The organism is Mycobacterium sp. NGS19 (assembly GCF_059813155.1).
This window is the reverse complement of record NZ_JCALEB010000004.1, coordinates 477,991-491,070: the sequence shown is the minus strand read 5'-3', so window position 1 is coordinate 491,070 and position 13,080 is coordinate 477,991. Positions and strand designations below refer to the sequence as shown.

Annotated in this window: 16 protein-coding genes; 11 read left to right on the top strand and 5 right to left on the bottom strand. The window is 60.5% G+C overall.

The window, feature by feature from the left end; all coding sequences use genetic code 11:
• The first annotated feature begins 496 nt into the window (after positions 1-496).
• The 3 genes from AC5Y4N_RS15500 to AC5Y4N_RS15490 are packed head-to-tail and all read left to right on the top strand — an operon-like array spanning position 497 to position 1,815.
• On the top strand, positions 497-946 hold the full coding sequence (locus AC5Y4N_RS15500; RefSeq protein WP_499912596.1) for a hypothetical protein: 450 nt from the start codon (positions 497-499) through the stop codon (positions 944-946).
• Positions 943-1,431 carry a hypothetical protein gene (locus tag AC5Y4N_RS15495; protein WP_499912598.1) on the top strand — a complete coding sequence of 163 codons (489 nt, stop codon included), beginning with the start codon at positions 943-945 and terminating at the stop codon, positions 1,429-1,431. The genes AC5Y4N_RS15500 and AC5Y4N_RS15495 overlap by 4 nt, the downstream gene beginning before the upstream one ends.
• A gap of 24 nt (positions 1,432-1,455) precedes the next feature.
• Positions 1,456-1,815, top strand: a complete 360-nt coding sequence (locus tag AC5Y4N_RS15490; RefSeq protein WP_499912600.1) for an HNH endonuclease — start codon at positions 1,456-1,458, stop codon at positions 1,813-1,815.
• Positions 1,816-1,954: 139 nt separating this feature from the next.
• Here the strand turns inward: AC5Y4N_RS15490 and AC5Y4N_RS15485 are convergent, their stop codons facing one another.
• The gene (locus AC5Y4N_RS15485) at positions 1,955-3,430 is read right to left on the bottom strand and encodes a terminase TerL endonuclease subunit (RefSeq protein WP_499912602.1); all 1,476 of its coding nucleotides are present in this window, start codon (positions 3,428-3,430) and stop codon (positions 1,955-1,957) included.
• Between the two features lie 324 nt (positions 3,431-3,754).
• On the opposite strand from AC5Y4N_RS15485, the gene AC5Y4N_RS15480 reads away from it, so the two are divergent.
• The 8 genes from AC5Y4N_RS15480 to AC5Y4N_RS15445 all read left to right on the top strand — a co-directional run bounded on the left by AC5Y4N_RS15480 (position 3,755) and on the right by AC5Y4N_RS15445 (position 10,533).
• Positions 3,755-4,951: a phage portal protein gene (locus AC5Y4N_RS15480; protein ID WP_499912604.1), complete on the top strand. Its 1,197-nt coding sequence runs from the start codon at positions 3,755-3,757 to the stop codon at positions 4,949-4,951.
• The gene (locus AC5Y4N_RS15475) at positions 4,944-5,534 is read left to right on the top strand and encodes an HK97 family phage prohead protease (protein ID WP_499912606.1); all 591 of its coding nucleotides are present in this window, start codon (positions 4,944-4,946) and stop codon (positions 5,532-5,534) included. Before AC5Y4N_RS15480 ends, AC5Y4N_RS15475 begins: the two co-directional genes overlap by 8 nt.
• Positions 5,535-5,587: 53 nt before the next feature.
• Entirely contained in the window at positions 5,588-6,910 is a 1,323-nt protein-coding gene (locus tag AC5Y4N_RS15470; RefSeq protein ID WP_499912608.1) for a phage major capsid protein, read from the top strand.
• 89 nt (positions 6,911-6,999) lie between these two features.
• Positions 7,000-7,203, top strand: a complete 204-nt coding sequence (locus tag AC5Y4N_RS15465; protein WP_499912611.1) for a hypothetical protein — start codon at positions 7,000-7,002, stop codon at positions 7,201-7,203.
• 72 nt (positions 7,204-7,275) lie between these two features.
• Positions 7,276-7,833, top strand: coding sequence for a hypothetical protein (locus tag AC5Y4N_RS15460; protein WP_499912613.1), 558 nt, complete (start codon positions 7,276-7,278; stop codon positions 7,831-7,833).
• Positions 7,834-7,956: 123 nt separating this feature from the next.
• Positions 7,957-8,235 (top strand): hypothetical protein, encoded by a 279-nt coding sequence (locus AC5Y4N_RS15455; protein ID WP_499912615.1) that lies wholly within the window; start codon positions 7,957-7,959, stop codon positions 8,233-8,235.
• 328 nt (positions 8,236-8,563) lie between these two features.
• Positions 8,564-9,421 (top strand): DNA-methyltransferase, encoded by an 858-nt coding sequence (locus tag AC5Y4N_RS15450; protein WP_499912617.1) that lies wholly within the window; start codon positions 8,564-8,566, stop codon positions 9,419-9,421.
• Complete coding sequence (locus AC5Y4N_RS15445) at positions 9,418-10,533, top strand: hypothetical protein (protein ID WP_499912619.1); 1,116 nt, start codon at positions 9,418-9,420, stop codon at positions 10,531-10,533. The genes AC5Y4N_RS15450 and AC5Y4N_RS15445 overlap by 4 nt, the downstream gene beginning before the upstream one ends.
• On the opposite strand, the gene AC5Y4N_RS15440 is transcribed toward AC5Y4N_RS15445, so the two are convergent.
• From AC5Y4N_RS15440 to AC5Y4N_RS15425, 4 genes are all read right to left on the bottom strand, one after another.
• Entirely contained in the window at positions 10,520-10,900 is a 381-nt protein-coding gene (locus AC5Y4N_RS15440; protein ID WP_499912621.1) for a hypothetical protein, read from the bottom strand. The genes AC5Y4N_RS15445 and AC5Y4N_RS15440 overlap by 14 nt on opposite strands.
• A 10-nt stretch (positions 10,901-10,910) precedes the next feature.
• Positions 10,911-12,122, bottom strand: coding sequence for a tyrosine-type recombinase/integrase (locus AC5Y4N_RS15435; protein WP_499912623.1), 1,212 nt, complete (start codon positions 12,120-12,122; stop codon positions 10,911-10,913).
• Positions 12,119-12,400, bottom strand: a complete 282-nt coding sequence (locus AC5Y4N_RS15430) for a hypothetical protein (protein ID WP_499912625.1) — start codon at positions 12,398-12,400, stop codon at positions 12,119-12,121. The genes AC5Y4N_RS15435 and AC5Y4N_RS15430 overlap by 4 nt, the downstream gene beginning before the upstream one ends.
• A gap of 480 nt (positions 12,401-12,880) precedes the next feature.
• On the bottom strand, positions 12,881-13,060 hold the full coding sequence (locus AC5Y4N_RS15425; RefSeq protein ID WP_499912627.1) for a hypothetical protein: 180 nt from the start codon (positions 13,058-13,060) through the stop codon (positions 12,881-12,883).
• Between the last annotated feature and the right edge of the window lie 20 nt (positions 13,061-13,080).

The window sequence follows — 13,080 nt, the reverse complement described above, 5'->3', positions numbered from 1 at the left end:
TCTGCCGAAAAATGCTGTCTGACATGGGGTTATCGGGCGAGTGTGAAGGGGTGTTAAGGGGTTGGTTGGTAGGTTCCCGTGAGAAAAAAATTCTGGAAACTACCTATTCACCCCTTCACACCCCTTCACACACTCCGAGTCAGCAAACAATTCTCGACCGGCGACACACCCGTTGCGCCATGCGCACAACGCCACGAATTCGGAGAGGATGAAAGACATGAGCGTGAGCACTGACACGCACACCAAGAATCAACCCCTGGCGGGTTCAGGACCGATCAACACGACTGGCCGGGCACCCGATGACGCCGGGACACCGTTGGTCGATTCTGGGGCCGCTGGGGGCTTGCACGCTGGCGCGGGACGGCTTTGGTGGACGTGCGAACGCTGTAACAAGCGCGTCGGTGGGGTCGGAGCCGGGTTTGCCGCCGTCGATCTGCGAGAGACCGACGCAGCCGCACACGGACGGCTGGCACGCGCAGGCGTAGACGGTGCCACGGTGACCGTCAAAGCCACGTGGCGGGTGTTCCACGCCAAGTGCGCACCCGAGTGCGTCAAGCCGCTCACGCCGCACTTCCGAATCTGGATTGAACGCGTGCGCACCGTAGACGAATTGCTTGACGCGGTGGCCGACCTTTCACGTTTGCCGTGGTTCTCGTGGAGTGATTGGGGTGGACTCGTCCGGCGTGTGTTAGCCGATACCGAGCGGAATGCAGGCGAGTCGGTGACGCTGCGTGAACAACGCGCGAAGCTCTCCCGCGAGCAAGCCGAGCGCAAGCGTGCCAGAAACCGCGAGCACATGCGCCGCAAAAAGCAAAACGGCATCGCACCCGACGATCCTCGTCACGGCAAGGCATCGACTTACAACAACTTCGGCTGTCGGTGCGATCCATGCACGCAGGCAGCCGCAGAAGTACAACGCGACCGCAGAGCAGAGGCAAAGAAATGAAAACCATCGACAGCGTTGAAGTCCTAGCCGGGTTGGGTCAATACCTCGCTGATCACGCCCTGGCTCAATACAGCCCGACCGGTGACTATCTCGATCATCCCGACTTGCCCGCAGTGCTGTTCGCCGGAGCCGACGTGCCAGACACGGCGCTAGTGTTGACCGTCACCGGATTTGACGACAGAGCAGGCAACGTCTTCGATGTGGCGCTGACGTTCCGAGCACCAGGGCACGACACACGTGCAGTCGATAGGTTGGCTGACGCGGTGTTTAAACACTTCTCATCAGTGCTCAACCCAGAACTGGGAACATGGGAAGCCGGGACAGCGATCATCCTGCCGACACTGGAATGGGACACACTCGAAGTCCTCAACGTCGAGCGGATGACAAGAGGCGCAGCCGAATTGAGCAGCGAAGGCAAGCACAAAGGTAGTCGCTATGTGAGGACCGACACCTATCAGATTGTCGTTGACCGCGACGACGAATAGCGTTGCTACACAGGATGGTTCACGATGCCAGTCAAGCGACCATGCCTAGAGCCGGGATGTCCGAACTACGCTGAAACGCAGGGGCTTTCGTCTCGGCAACGGTTCGACCGTGGGGGCCGGTGTGCCGAGCACCGCCGAGCGGTCAACGCCATAGAGAACCGCGCTCGTCAGAAGCGACCCGACACGATCACTCGGCGCGATCCTGCCTACCGGGCGATACCGAAACCACACGGATTGCGCTGCGCTCTGCGCATCGAAGGCGTGTGCACCGAGTGGGCGACGACATGGGACGCCATTGTGCCGCTTGCAAGAGGTGGCAGCCATCATCCGAGCAATCTGCAACCGGCCTGCCGTGAATGCAACAGCAGCAAGGGCGCTCGTTGAAAAGTTCGGACGCCGTAGGGTGATGAAGCCGCAGGGTCCCTGTCTCTTTTGCTTATAAACGGCTTGGCATGGCGTGTTTTGGCCGATCACGGCACAGAATGACCCCGTGCTGGCCCTGTAGCGCACGCTGAGCCATGTTCTACAGCACCACCAGCGGCGAACGGACCTTCTGCCTCACGGATGCCCGGTCAAAACACATCATCAGGGCATACGCGGCGTCGATTTTGCCGCGTGACTTCTGCTTTGCAAGAGTGAAGCCGCGTTCGTTGCTGCGCACGACGGCGTTGAGAATCTGTTGCGCGTACTGCTGGTCTCCGTTGTGGGAAATCTCGCCGCGCTTGATCGCTTCATACAGGTTGCCGAACGCCGGAGTGGATCGCTCCAACGTCTGCGGAAATTCAACCATCGGAATACCCTCGTCTGCCAACTGCTGAGCCGGCAGTTCGAAAAGCCTTGGATCGAAGGCTACTTCGATCAATTCGTAACGCCGGTCAAGCTCGCGAATGTAAGCCATAATGTCGGACACATCAATTGCCGAGTCCTGATGTGGCATCCAGATTTTCGCGACCGTGTGAAGTTGTCCGGTGGGCCGACGCTGCGCGATCACAAGCGCCGTTGAGTCTCGTTTCAATCCCACGTCAAGCCCTACCCACGTCGGTGCTCCGTCGCGCAAATCGAATCGAGCCGTGAGGCTGTCCCACACTTTGCGACCGTCAGACCCAAGCCAACTGTCGGTGCCATCGCGCCACTGACCCAGATGGAAGACGCGGAAATGACTTTCCGGGCTCATCTCCACGGCTGTCTCTAGCGCGTCGATGGCCTGATAACCGGCAGCCAAGGCAGGGCATGCAACGTGCCACGCTTCGCGGTCGCGCACATCGCAGTCATCGGGCGCGCTGTATTCGGTGAAGCTAAATCCTGGCGGGGTTCTGCCGTCGAGATATGCCGAACGTAAGTGCCACAAAGCAGACCGTTCTCTGTCCAATCCCGGCGTGCCGACACCGCAGACCAGCGAGCGTGATCGCTTGCCGGATGCGAGAACCATCGCAGTCCACGACTCCAACGGTTGAAAGCCGATCTCATCGACAATCGCCAGCGTCGGGTCCAAGCCCTGCAATCCATCGGGGTCGTTGGCGATGGGAAAGCACGTGCCGCCGTTGTAGCCAACTGCAATGCGCGTCGAGCCAATCGCGGTGTAGGTCAGCGACCGCTCATCAAGCAACGGCTCAGCGGCGACCATCTTCGCGGCCACGTCGAACACCGCGCGTTGGGCCTGGCCCACCGTCGTCGCCATGATCGGCACCTGTGGCTCTCCGGTGTCGTTGCGGTCGAACGTCGCCCACACCGCGAGCGCCGCGAGCTTTGTTGACTTGCCCTGACCACGCGGGCACTGCAACACGCCTTGACGCACGCCAGGAGAAAGCACGTCGGCAATCCACTGCTGTTGAAACGGTGCCAGCCGCAGCGGTTGACCGTAGCCGTAGCCCTTCGGTGCACGGCAGTAGGTCTGAATGAACCGAATCGCGCGCTCTGCCGGATCGGTCTCGGTCCAGTCCCACCAAGGACCGGGCGTAGTCACTCTGAATTTCGAGCGTGCATTTCCACTTTGCGCCATTTCGGTGTGTCCCTTTCCTCCATTCCGATATTGACCTATTCTGGCGAATAGTGCCAGGGCAGAACATTCCTCCACAGTCTGACTGCCCTGGCACACAACAACTTTCAAGCAACACGACAGCGACAAAAAGAAAAGCGAAGCCGGGTCGACAAATTAAAAGGCGCAACAGCCGGCCAAATTAATTTCTCGACCACCCGACAAAATTAATTCACGACAAACGACAGGAAACCCGCTGCGATGGCCTGGTGGCCGTGGTCACGAACCGCACGCTTCGAACCGACCGAACAACGGTCGGCGTCGTGGTCTGTGTCTGACCCCGCCATCGTGGAACTGCTGGGCCTGGGCACGCCTAATGCAGCGGGCGTTGCGGTCGGTGAATCGAGCGTGCTGGGCCTGGCTGGCGTCTACCGCGCCGTGAGCCTGATCGCCGGGACCATTGCCAGCCTGCCTATGAGGACCATCGAGACGAACAAAGACGGACACACCGAGCGCGCACGGTCCTTTCTGGACACCCCTGGCGGGCCTACTGGCCCGACGCCGTTCGAATGGAAAGAGCAGGTGCTTGTGCATCTGCTTTTGCACGGCAACGCCTACTGCGCGCATCTGTACGGCGGGGCCGGTCAAATCGTGGGCCTGTTGCCGGTGCACCCGCTGGCGGTCACGGTGGACATGCAGCCCGATGGATCGAAGCTATTCACGGTGAGTTTGGCCGATGGCACCCGGCGCGTGTTCACCGCAGCGCAGTTGACCCATATCCCCGCACTGTCAACCGATGGCGTCACTGGCCTTTCACCCATCGCCGTCGCGCGCAACGTGTTCGGCACGTCGCTGGCCGGTGATCGCGCAGCCGCGCGCATGTTCGCTAACGGCGCGATGGTGTCAGGCATTGTCACACCAGAGGAAGACTTGACCGCAGAAGAAGCGACGACGATCAAAAACGATCTGCGTCAACGCATTCAGGGTGGCGCGAACGCCGGAGACATCGCCGTCATCAATCGCAAGCTGCGGTTCGACAAGTGGTCGATGAGCGCCGAAGACGCGCAGTTCCTGCAAAGCAGAGCGTTTCAGGTCGAAGAAATCGCGCGGTTCTACGGTGTGCCGCCGCATTTGCTCATGCAGACCGAAAAGCAAACGTCGTGGGGCACCGGCGTGCAGGAACAGAACCGGGGCCTGGCCCGCTACACCCTTGAGCCGTGGACGACACGCATTCAGGAGCGGCTGAGCCGTCTTTTGACTGGTGGTAAGAAGTGCGAATTTGATTACTCGGCGTTCGTGCAGCCTGATCCCGAAACCGAAATCGGCCTGTTGATCGACCAGGTTGACGCCGGATTGCTCACGATCAACGAAGCTCGCAAGATTCGCAATCTGCCGCCGCTGCCTGGCGGGGATGAAATCGCCAGCGATGAAACCGACGCCGAATCGGGTTCGGACACAGTTGATTCCGGTCTAGGCGTCTTGCAGCGATTCGGACAGCCGTTGATCCTGCCAGCACCGGTCACGAACGGAGCACACCATGAGTAACGCCACGGTGGAAGCAACACGGTTCGGCGTCGAACTGCGCGCCGAGGTCACCGGCAACAAGCTCGTCGGTCATGCTGCGGTTTTCGGTCAGTACGCCGAGCTACCGGGACATCTGGAAACGGTGCACCGCAGTGCTTTTGACGCCATTCGCGCCGACGCGTCTACCGACGTGGTAGCACTCTACGAACACGACCCCGCCAAGCTGTTGGGACGCCAGTCGTCAGGCACGCTGCGTTGGTCGGTGGACTCCGAAGGTCTGCCTTTCGAGCTGGACATTCCCGACACCAGTCATGGCCGTGATGTGCGCGAACTGGCTTTGCGCGGTGACCTCAAAGCATGCTCGTTCGGTTTCGTTCCCGGTCGCGATGAGTGGTCGCAGATCGAAGGCCGACAGTTGCGCACCCATACCAGCGTGAGCCGTCTACGGGATTTGAGCGTCGTATGCTTCCCGGCGTATGCCGGAACGTCGGTAATGCTGCGTTCACTCGATCAAGCCAGCGCGCCAACGGAATCAGGACTTTCGCAGCTGATTCGAGCGCGACACCGCATCCGTTACCGCAACGAGTCAAGGCGACTGACATGACCACCATTGCCCGCCAACGCAATCGACACACTGACTTATCGAAAGGAAACACCATGATCACGACACCGACGCCGAACGCTCTACTCATCGCGAAGAACAAGACGCGCGCCTTGGCGGCGTGGCCGCTGTACGGGTCCGAGCCCACGTCACCGGCGAACGCCGACGCCAACGACAACGAGCCGCTGACCGTCGAAGACATCATCGCCGCGCTACAGGACATCATCGACGCCGCCGAGGGCCGCGCGCTGTCTGATGAGGAAGTGCAGCGATACGAACAACTCGAAGTGCAGTTGCGCAACGCACAGCGCACCGTCGAAATTCGTTCGCGGCAAGAGGCGTACACCGCGCCGGTTAACGGCGGTCTGGCTACTGCTGTGCACGTCGGCACCGCGCGCCGTGACGACACGCTGGAACGCGCCTTCGATCACTACATGCGCACCGGTCGCGAAAACTCCGATCTGGTGGAGCTTCGGGCACAAGGCACCACACCCGATTCCGCTGGCGGGTTTCTGGTGCCCGACACTATGCGAAACAAGATCGTAGAACGGCTCAAGACGTTCGGCGGTCTGGCGAGCGCCGTGGAGGAAATCGTGACCTCTGGCGGCGAACCTTTGCGCTGGCCCACGCTCGATGACACCGCCAACGTCGGTGTGATCGCACCGGAGAACGCCGCGCCGACTTCTGGCGGGGCTGATCTGGTGTTCGGTGAAAAGGTGCTCGGTGCGTTCAAGTACATCGCACCCGGTGCCGGTAACCTGCCGCTTCGCGTTTCAGTCGAATTGCTGCAAGATTCGGCGTTCGACGTTCAGGCTCTCGTAGAGCGCAAGCTCGGTGAGCGCATCGGTCGCCGTCAGGCGCTCGATTGGGTGACCGGCAACGGCACCACTGAGCCGTTCGGCATCGATACCGGTATCTCGGTGTTCACTGACACGTTCGACACCGCAACGCCCACCTACGACAACCTGGTCAACGCAATTCACCAAGTGGACCCGGCGTATCGGGCCAACGCGGTGTGGTCGTTCAACGATCAGACCATGGCCGCAATCGAACGACTGACGGACAACGACGGGCGTCCACTTCTGAACCCCGCTGCCGAAGGCATTTCGACCGGTCCCCACAACACGACGTTGCTCGGGTACCCGGTCATCATCGATCAGGCTTGGCCCCCGTATCAGGATGGCGTGGCCGCCAAGTGGGGCGTGTTCGGTGACCTTCGCAGCGGCTACGTCATTCGGCGCGTGAAGGATTTGACGCTCATCGTCAACCCGTACAGCCGCGCCAACGAGGGACAGGTGGAATACACTCTGTGGGCTCGCGCCGATGGCGTTCCGCAGGACACCGCCGCGTATCGCGTTCTGACCAACGAGGTTTCGTAATTGACTGCCCCTAGCGGTGATTGATCTAGGACAACACGTCTGCGATTGGTTGCCACTAGGGCAACAGTTCACTTTGAAAGGTGCACATCATGGCAAGCAAGCTCACCATTGCCGAATTGGCAGAACGCAAGGCCGAATTGCTCGATGAACTTGGCGTAGTCAACGCCGAAATCAAGTCTCGCGCAGGCGAACGCGATGACGACGCCGACGAGTTCGACGCTGAATCGGCCGAGTTGGAGACGACCACCGACAAGAGCGCCGAAAACGTCGAGAACACCAGCGCCACGACGTAAACCCGACGAGAGAGGTCGATTCGCATGGGTTGGGCACCGCCGTACGCGACTGCCGCCGAGTTGGCGCATTTCATGGGTGATGCCGTCGCCACCGATGACGCCGAACTGACCCTAGCGATTGAAACGGCGTCCCGGTCGGTGGATCGCATCACCGGACGGCAGTTCGGATCACTCGACGCGCCGGAATCAAGGCTGTTCACCGCACGCTTTGACACCTACCGCCGCCGATGGATCATCGACGTTGACGACTTCGCCACCACTGACGCCATGACTGTCGAACCCGTTGGCACACAGTATGATTTGCTTCTCTTAAACTGGTTGCCTGCACCGGTCAACGCCGTAGTGGCTGGCGGGGTGTGGACTCAGGTACTCATCGACTCCGGTAGCCCGGTCGTCCCAACCGCTACCGAGGGTGGCGTACGCGTCACCGCAACGTGGGGCTGGCCCGACGTGCCGCCGACCATCAAGCTCGCGACGTTGATCCAAGCATCCCGGTTGTTTGCCCGCCGTCATGCACCCTTTGGCGTGGCGGGTAACCCCGAGGTCGGTCAACTGCGGTTGCTGGAACGGCTGGACCCTGACGTGGCGATCAGCGTGCGACCGTTCGCCCGTGTCTGGGGTGCGGTGTAGCCGATGGCCGGTCGTCGCAGGAAACGCGTTTACCGCCGTGATGCGCACGGTCGTTTTGCCCCGTCGTCGGGTGGTTCATCCGAGGATGAGCGGCGCAAGAAACGCCGCCGTACCGTGGCCGGTGTGACCGTCACCGTGGGGGCCGTGGCCGCGACCCAAGCTCACCCGGCGAGCAGGACCAGGACCGCAGCGACCCGGCGCAAGATCGTGAAGGGCCACGTGGCGCGCGCTCGCGCCGATCACGCCAAGCTGTCGAGCATGCGAGCGCGGGCGTTCCCCACGACGGCGGTCACCGGCAGATCGTTCAACGCGAAGGCCGCGAGAGCCGAGGGCCGCACGCTCACCAAGGGCTACCGGAAGCAGGTCAAAACGCAGCGGAAAGCGCGTGGAAACCGGCGCTGAAGCGCTGAATATGTCAGCGTGGGGTGGGTAAGCGCCAGATATGGAGTTCACACCAGAGGACATCGCCGCTGTTGCACAGCACACGCAGCAGGCACAGGAGCGAGCAGAGCGAGCGCGCCGGGCAGCTTTTGAAACGAGGATGCGCGCTGCCGAGCTGCGCAACGAAGCCGAACAGCTAATGCACGCAGTGGCGGGCATACCGCGTCGTAAGCGGCGGTGAAAGCACCCCTAGCACGGCCCACTGACAGGTCAGCGCGCCTGACGGAAGCTGTGGGTAGCCCTGGCTAGTATCCCCGTCATGGCAAGTGGGAGTCGTGCGCTGCATCGGATGCTGGCTGAGGGCGTTGTCAACGGTGACGCCGCCGACTTAATCCCACGACTACCAGACGGAAGCGTGGATTTGTTCTTCACGTCGCCGCCATACGCCGACGCTCGCGCCTACAGCCGCATTCATCCTGACCACTACGTCGAGTGGTTTCTCCCGTACGCGGAGAAAATGTTTGCTGCGACGAGCGAGACCGGAAGTCTGGTCATCAACATCAAGAATCGCGTAGCCAATCGCGGCCCATTGCGCGGTCAACGTCACCCGTACGTTTATCAGCTTGTCTTGTCGTTGCAACAGATGGGCTGGCGGTGGATTGAAACGTACATCTGGTCTAAGCCCAACGCCGTACCGGGTCGTTTCGGTCCCAGAACGAAAGACTCGTTCGAGTACGTCTATCACTTCGCGCGGGGACCACGTCCCTACTTCGATCTAGACGCCGTGCGCGTTCCGTACAAGGCCGACGCCGCCGAAATTGCTCGGCGCGATAAGGACTTGAACGGTCGTCGCAACACCGCTGCCGGATTCGGCAGAGACCGAACTAAAACGTACCTCCGTGGCGGGGCTGATCCCGGCAACGTGGTCTCGGTGCCACAGACCTACAACCAATACAAAGGCGTTGCGCACACCGCCGCAATGCCCGAAGGGCTTGCCGAGTTCTTCATTCGATGCGCCAGCCCGAAGGGCGGTTTGGTGGTCGATCCGTTCGCCGGAAGTGGAACGACGGTCGCAGTGGCTCGACGCTACGACCGTCAAGCTCTCGGCTTTGAACTGCACGAGGATTTCGTCACAGAGGCACGGCGGCGAATCGCCGCCGACGTATCCGACGACCCGCCAGCCGTCTTGCACGCCGTAGGCCAATGACCGGGATTGATCAGACTGTCAACGACGTTGCCGAAGCCGAGACTTGGGACAAACGAGTCAACGAGATTCGCCGCATTCCCGAACGACACGGAACGCAAGACCACCAACGCATCTATGCCGACGTTGCGCGCTCCCTGTACGTTCCGCATCTGACACCAGATTTCGCCTACGTCCATGACGCACCGTTTTACGACGACGAGTATTTCGATGAAGTCTACGGCGCGGCGCTGACCGCAACCGATGGTTTCACCAAGGTGACCGTTGACGAAATCCGTGATGCGCTGCTGGCTGACCCACGAATTCTGTTGGTATTCCGCACAATAGCCGGCCTTGTACGTAACGAATTCGCCGAAACGACATCCATCGTTGCGTTGCGGCTGGACATGCCCGCAGCCGCAATCACCGGCAACAAAGTCGATTCAATCGAGCGCAACGGCAGCGCGTTGACTAACGACCAAGCCACGGTTGTTGCAGCGACGGTTGACGCGCTAATGAATCGCGAACTGTTCTCCGATCCACCGCCGGGACTGCACGTCAAACAAGACAAGTTCGACAGCCGTGACGGATGGGCGACTGTGCGCAGTCTCGCTACCGATGGCGTGCCGTATCAACGCCTGTTGCATCAGCGCCATTACGGCGGCGCTTTTCGCCAGGTGTTAGACGCCACCTCAACACTGCGCGGCGACTTGTTGGAAGACGCCACCGAAGCCGTATTACAAGACGCCGCAGTGCCTTTCATTCGGACTGGAAGCCACAACCAAGGCGAGATTGCCGCGCGATTCCAACTGACTGTTACGCCCGCGCCTGATTTCGTGGTGTTCGACAACACCGACTCGCTCAAGGCGATGATCGAATGCAAAGGGGCCAACGACGGCGGGACAGCACGCGACAAGGCCGCACGGTTTCAACGGTTGCGCGCCGAAGGGACTCGTCTGGGTGGCGTGCCTGTGTTCGCGGTGCTCGGCGGTATCGGTTGGGCGCGTGTCAACGACACTCTAGGCCCGGTGTTGCGGGACACAGACGGACGCGTTTTCACGATGGAGACACTGCCGGAAATCTTGACCGTCTCGCCGTTTCCGCAACTACACGGACTGGCTACTACTGCGGATTGATCCGTAGGTTGATCTGCTGAACCAGTGCGCCTAGGTGTTCGTCTTCTGCTTTGGCTTCGCGCTGAGTCTGTCTCGCGTCGGATGCGACTGCTGGAAGATCGCTGTGCAAGCCCTCGACCACTTGACTGAACGTCTCGGCGGTGACGATCACAAGCGCACGCATGGTGTCGTCTTCGAACGGGAAATCGACCTCGTAACCGTGTTTCGCTAGCTCCGCGCGCTCGTATACGTCGAGAGGTCGCGTGAACCACAATTGGACCAGGAACTCAGGCGATTCATTGCCGTGCTCTAGCCGGTACGTCTTGAGGCTCTCGTCTAACAGTTCGGCGCGCAGAATGCCTAGCTCCGGTTCGTTCGGTTCAGTCACGGGCAGCACGCTACTCGGCCTGATCGGCAGCGGCAATCGAGTCGGCAGCTTCGGCGATGGAATCGGCAGCGGCGGCAATCTCAGCCAACGCCGTGGCGCTCAAATTCGCCGCGAGCTTTTTGCCGCTGTCGTCGTACGAATGCTGATAAAGCAACGCCGCCTTGACAGTCGAATGACCTAGCCGCTTCATGTTCTCAGCCAACGTCGCACCAACTTGGGCGTTCTTCGAACCGGCGAACCGGCGCAAATCGTGCGCGCTCAAGTCCTCGCGTCCAACGTCTTTCGCCGCCTTCTGGAAAATGTCTTTGTTGAACACCCGGTCATTCAAGTGACACCCTCCCCTGGCGGGTTCGAACAACAGGGCATCGGGACTCCTGCCGACGTAGCGGCTCAGATGGTCGCGCACGATCTGTTGAATGTGCGGAGGAATGTCAACGTCTCGCGTCTCTCCCGTTTTCGTCGGGCCTAGCAGACACTCGCCGCTACGGTGACCGACTGCGCGCGTGATTGAAACCACGGTGCATTCAGCGTCGAAGTCTTTGCGTCGTAGTTCGGTCGCTTCACCGATACGCAGGCCGCACCAACCCGCCAGGAGAACCAGGGCCTTGAATCGTTCGTAACGCGGGTCAGCGCCGAGCTTGTCGGCAATGGCGTGCAGTTCGACTGTCGTGGGTATCTTGACGTTCTTTTTCGCCTTGGTCGCCATCGCGCCTTTGATCATGCACGGGTTGCGCTCTAACAGGCCGTCGTCCACGGCGCTGTTGCAAATCATGCTCAGAACACCGTAGGTCTGGCTGTTGCGCCGTTCCTTGGTGGAATCAAGCCCTGAGAACCACGCACGCACTGCGGCGGGACTCACGTCGGATACCGCGAGCTTGCCGAATGCCGGTTCGATCAGTTGCGCCCATTGAGATTCGTAGAGATTTCGTGTGCGCGGCGACAACTTGCGTTCGTCAATCACGCGCTTTCCGTAGACGCCGAACGTCAGAACGGTTGCCTTGTTTTCGTTGGCGCGTTCGGCTGGCGATTTCCACCGTTCTCCGCCAAGGGTGCATCGCTCTTTGTAGGCGCGTTCTTGCGCTAGCCAGCCTTGCGCGAATGTCTTTGAGGCGAATGTGTGCGGGGCGTAGTGGCGTCGCCCGTCCACGCCGATGTAGCTGGCTTGATAGCTCGGTGTCTTTGTGGGCTGTTTTTTGATCTTGCCCCATTCGTTGCGGCTCATCGGTCGGTGATCTTCCAGTCAAGTTCGTCGGGGTATTTTTCGAGTAGCTCCCTTTCCGCTCCGTCGCGTGTTGCACCGTCTGCGCAATATGACTTGCCGTCGCGACGAACGAGGATGGACCACCCGTTTTCGTCTTTGAGGAACACCTTGGTTCCGATCTTGGCGTGATCGGTCGCGGTGATGTACGAGTCACCGTTGACCAACGCGTGTCGCTTGCCCTCATCTTTGTGAAACGAGCTGTAGCCGAAGTGCGCGCGGTTCCTGTTCGACTCATCCATGCTTTCAATCCCCATTCCCTTGTGCGCTTCACTCGCGACAAAGCAAACCATTTTCCGTGCGTTTCTACAGGGCTTTATCCTGCGGTTGTTGGCGTTGACCTGCGACGTTGCTACAGTCTACCCCCAACTTACCCCCAAGGTGTGTGAAGCCGTGTGAAACGGTGTGAATCGGTGGTCACTGTGGTAGAGGTGTAATCAACTGTGCCACAATGGTTTTGCCTGGTAGACAGCGTGTTAGCTGCGAGCGCGTCGGCAGGTTCGAATCCTGCCGGGGGCACCCTTTCTGACCTGCGGCGATGTCGCTAAGAGGCGGGCAGCAAAATCTCCACCGCAGCTGCGACTGAAGTGGCCTGTGTGGCCGACGAGGTCCCTTTGGACTTGCAAGTCACAGCTCTGTCTCCGCTCCCCGGGGGACGGACATGCCCGCCTAGTAGCGACAACACCGCGAGGGCTTCGAATTTCGCGAATGGTTACCGCGAACTAGCAGTAATAGTAGAAGTAGCTGCCGTCACTGTAGGTCTCCCAGCACACGCTCTCCGGCGGGTGCACAGGTGCGGCGTTCGCTGCCTGGGCGATGCTCAGCGCAGCAAGCCCCAGGCCGGAGGCCAGCAGGGCGGCACCGGCGGTGGTATGGACGATGGCGCGGATCTGGCTGATCATGTGTGTCACTCCTTGGGTCG

Excerpts from the sequence above, each read along its gene's own strand:
- AC5Y4N_RS15460 (WP_499912613.1), top strand. The coding sequence starts at position 7,276 with ATGGGTGATGCCGTCGCCACCGATGACGCCGAACTGACCCTAGCGATT.
- AC5Y4N_RS15485 (WP_499912602.1), bottom strand. The coding sequence starts at position 3,430 with ATGGCGCAAAGTGGAAATGCACGCTCGAAATTCAGAGTGACTACGCCC.
- AC5Y4N_RS15435 (WP_499912623.1), bottom strand. The coding sequence starts at position 12,122 with ATGAGCCGCAACGAATGGGGCAAGATCAAAAAACAGCCCACAAAGACA.
- AC5Y4N_RS15495 (WP_499912598.1), top strand. The coding sequence starts at position 943 with ATGAAAACCATCGACAGCGTTGAAGTCCTAGCCGGGTTGGGTCAATAC.
- AC5Y4N_RS15450 (WP_499912617.1), top strand. The coding sequence starts at position 8,564 with ATGCTGGCTGAGGGCGTTGTCAACGGTGACGCCGCCGACTTAATCCCA.
- AC5Y4N_RS15475 (WP_499912606.1), top strand. The coding sequence starts at position 4,944 with ATGAGTAACGCCACGGTGGAAGCAACACGGTTCGGCGTCGAACTGCGC.
- AC5Y4N_RS15470 (WP_499912608.1), top strand. The coding sequence starts at position 5,588 with ATGATCACGACACCGACGCCGAACGCTCTACTCATCGCGAAGAACAAG.
- AC5Y4N_RS15465 (WP_499912611.1), top strand. The coding sequence starts at position 7,000 with ATGGCAAGCAAGCTCACCATTGCCGAATTGGCAGAACGCAAGGCCGAA.
- AC5Y4N_RS15490 (WP_499912600.1), top strand. The coding sequence starts at position 1,456 with ATGCCAGTCAAGCGACCATGCCTAGAGCCGGGATGTCCGAACTACGCT.
- AC5Y4N_RS15430 (WP_499912625.1), bottom strand. The coding sequence starts at position 12,400 with ATGGATGAGTCGAACAGGAACCGCGCGCACTTCGGCTACAGCTCGTTT.
- AC5Y4N_RS15445 (WP_499912619.1), top strand. The coding sequence starts at position 9,418 with ATGACCGGGATTGATCAGACTGTCAACGACGTTGCCGAAGCCGAGACT.
- AC5Y4N_RS15425 (WP_499912627.1), bottom strand. The coding sequence starts at position 13,060 with ATGATCAGCCAGATCCGCGCCATCGTCCATACCACCGCCGGTGCCGCC.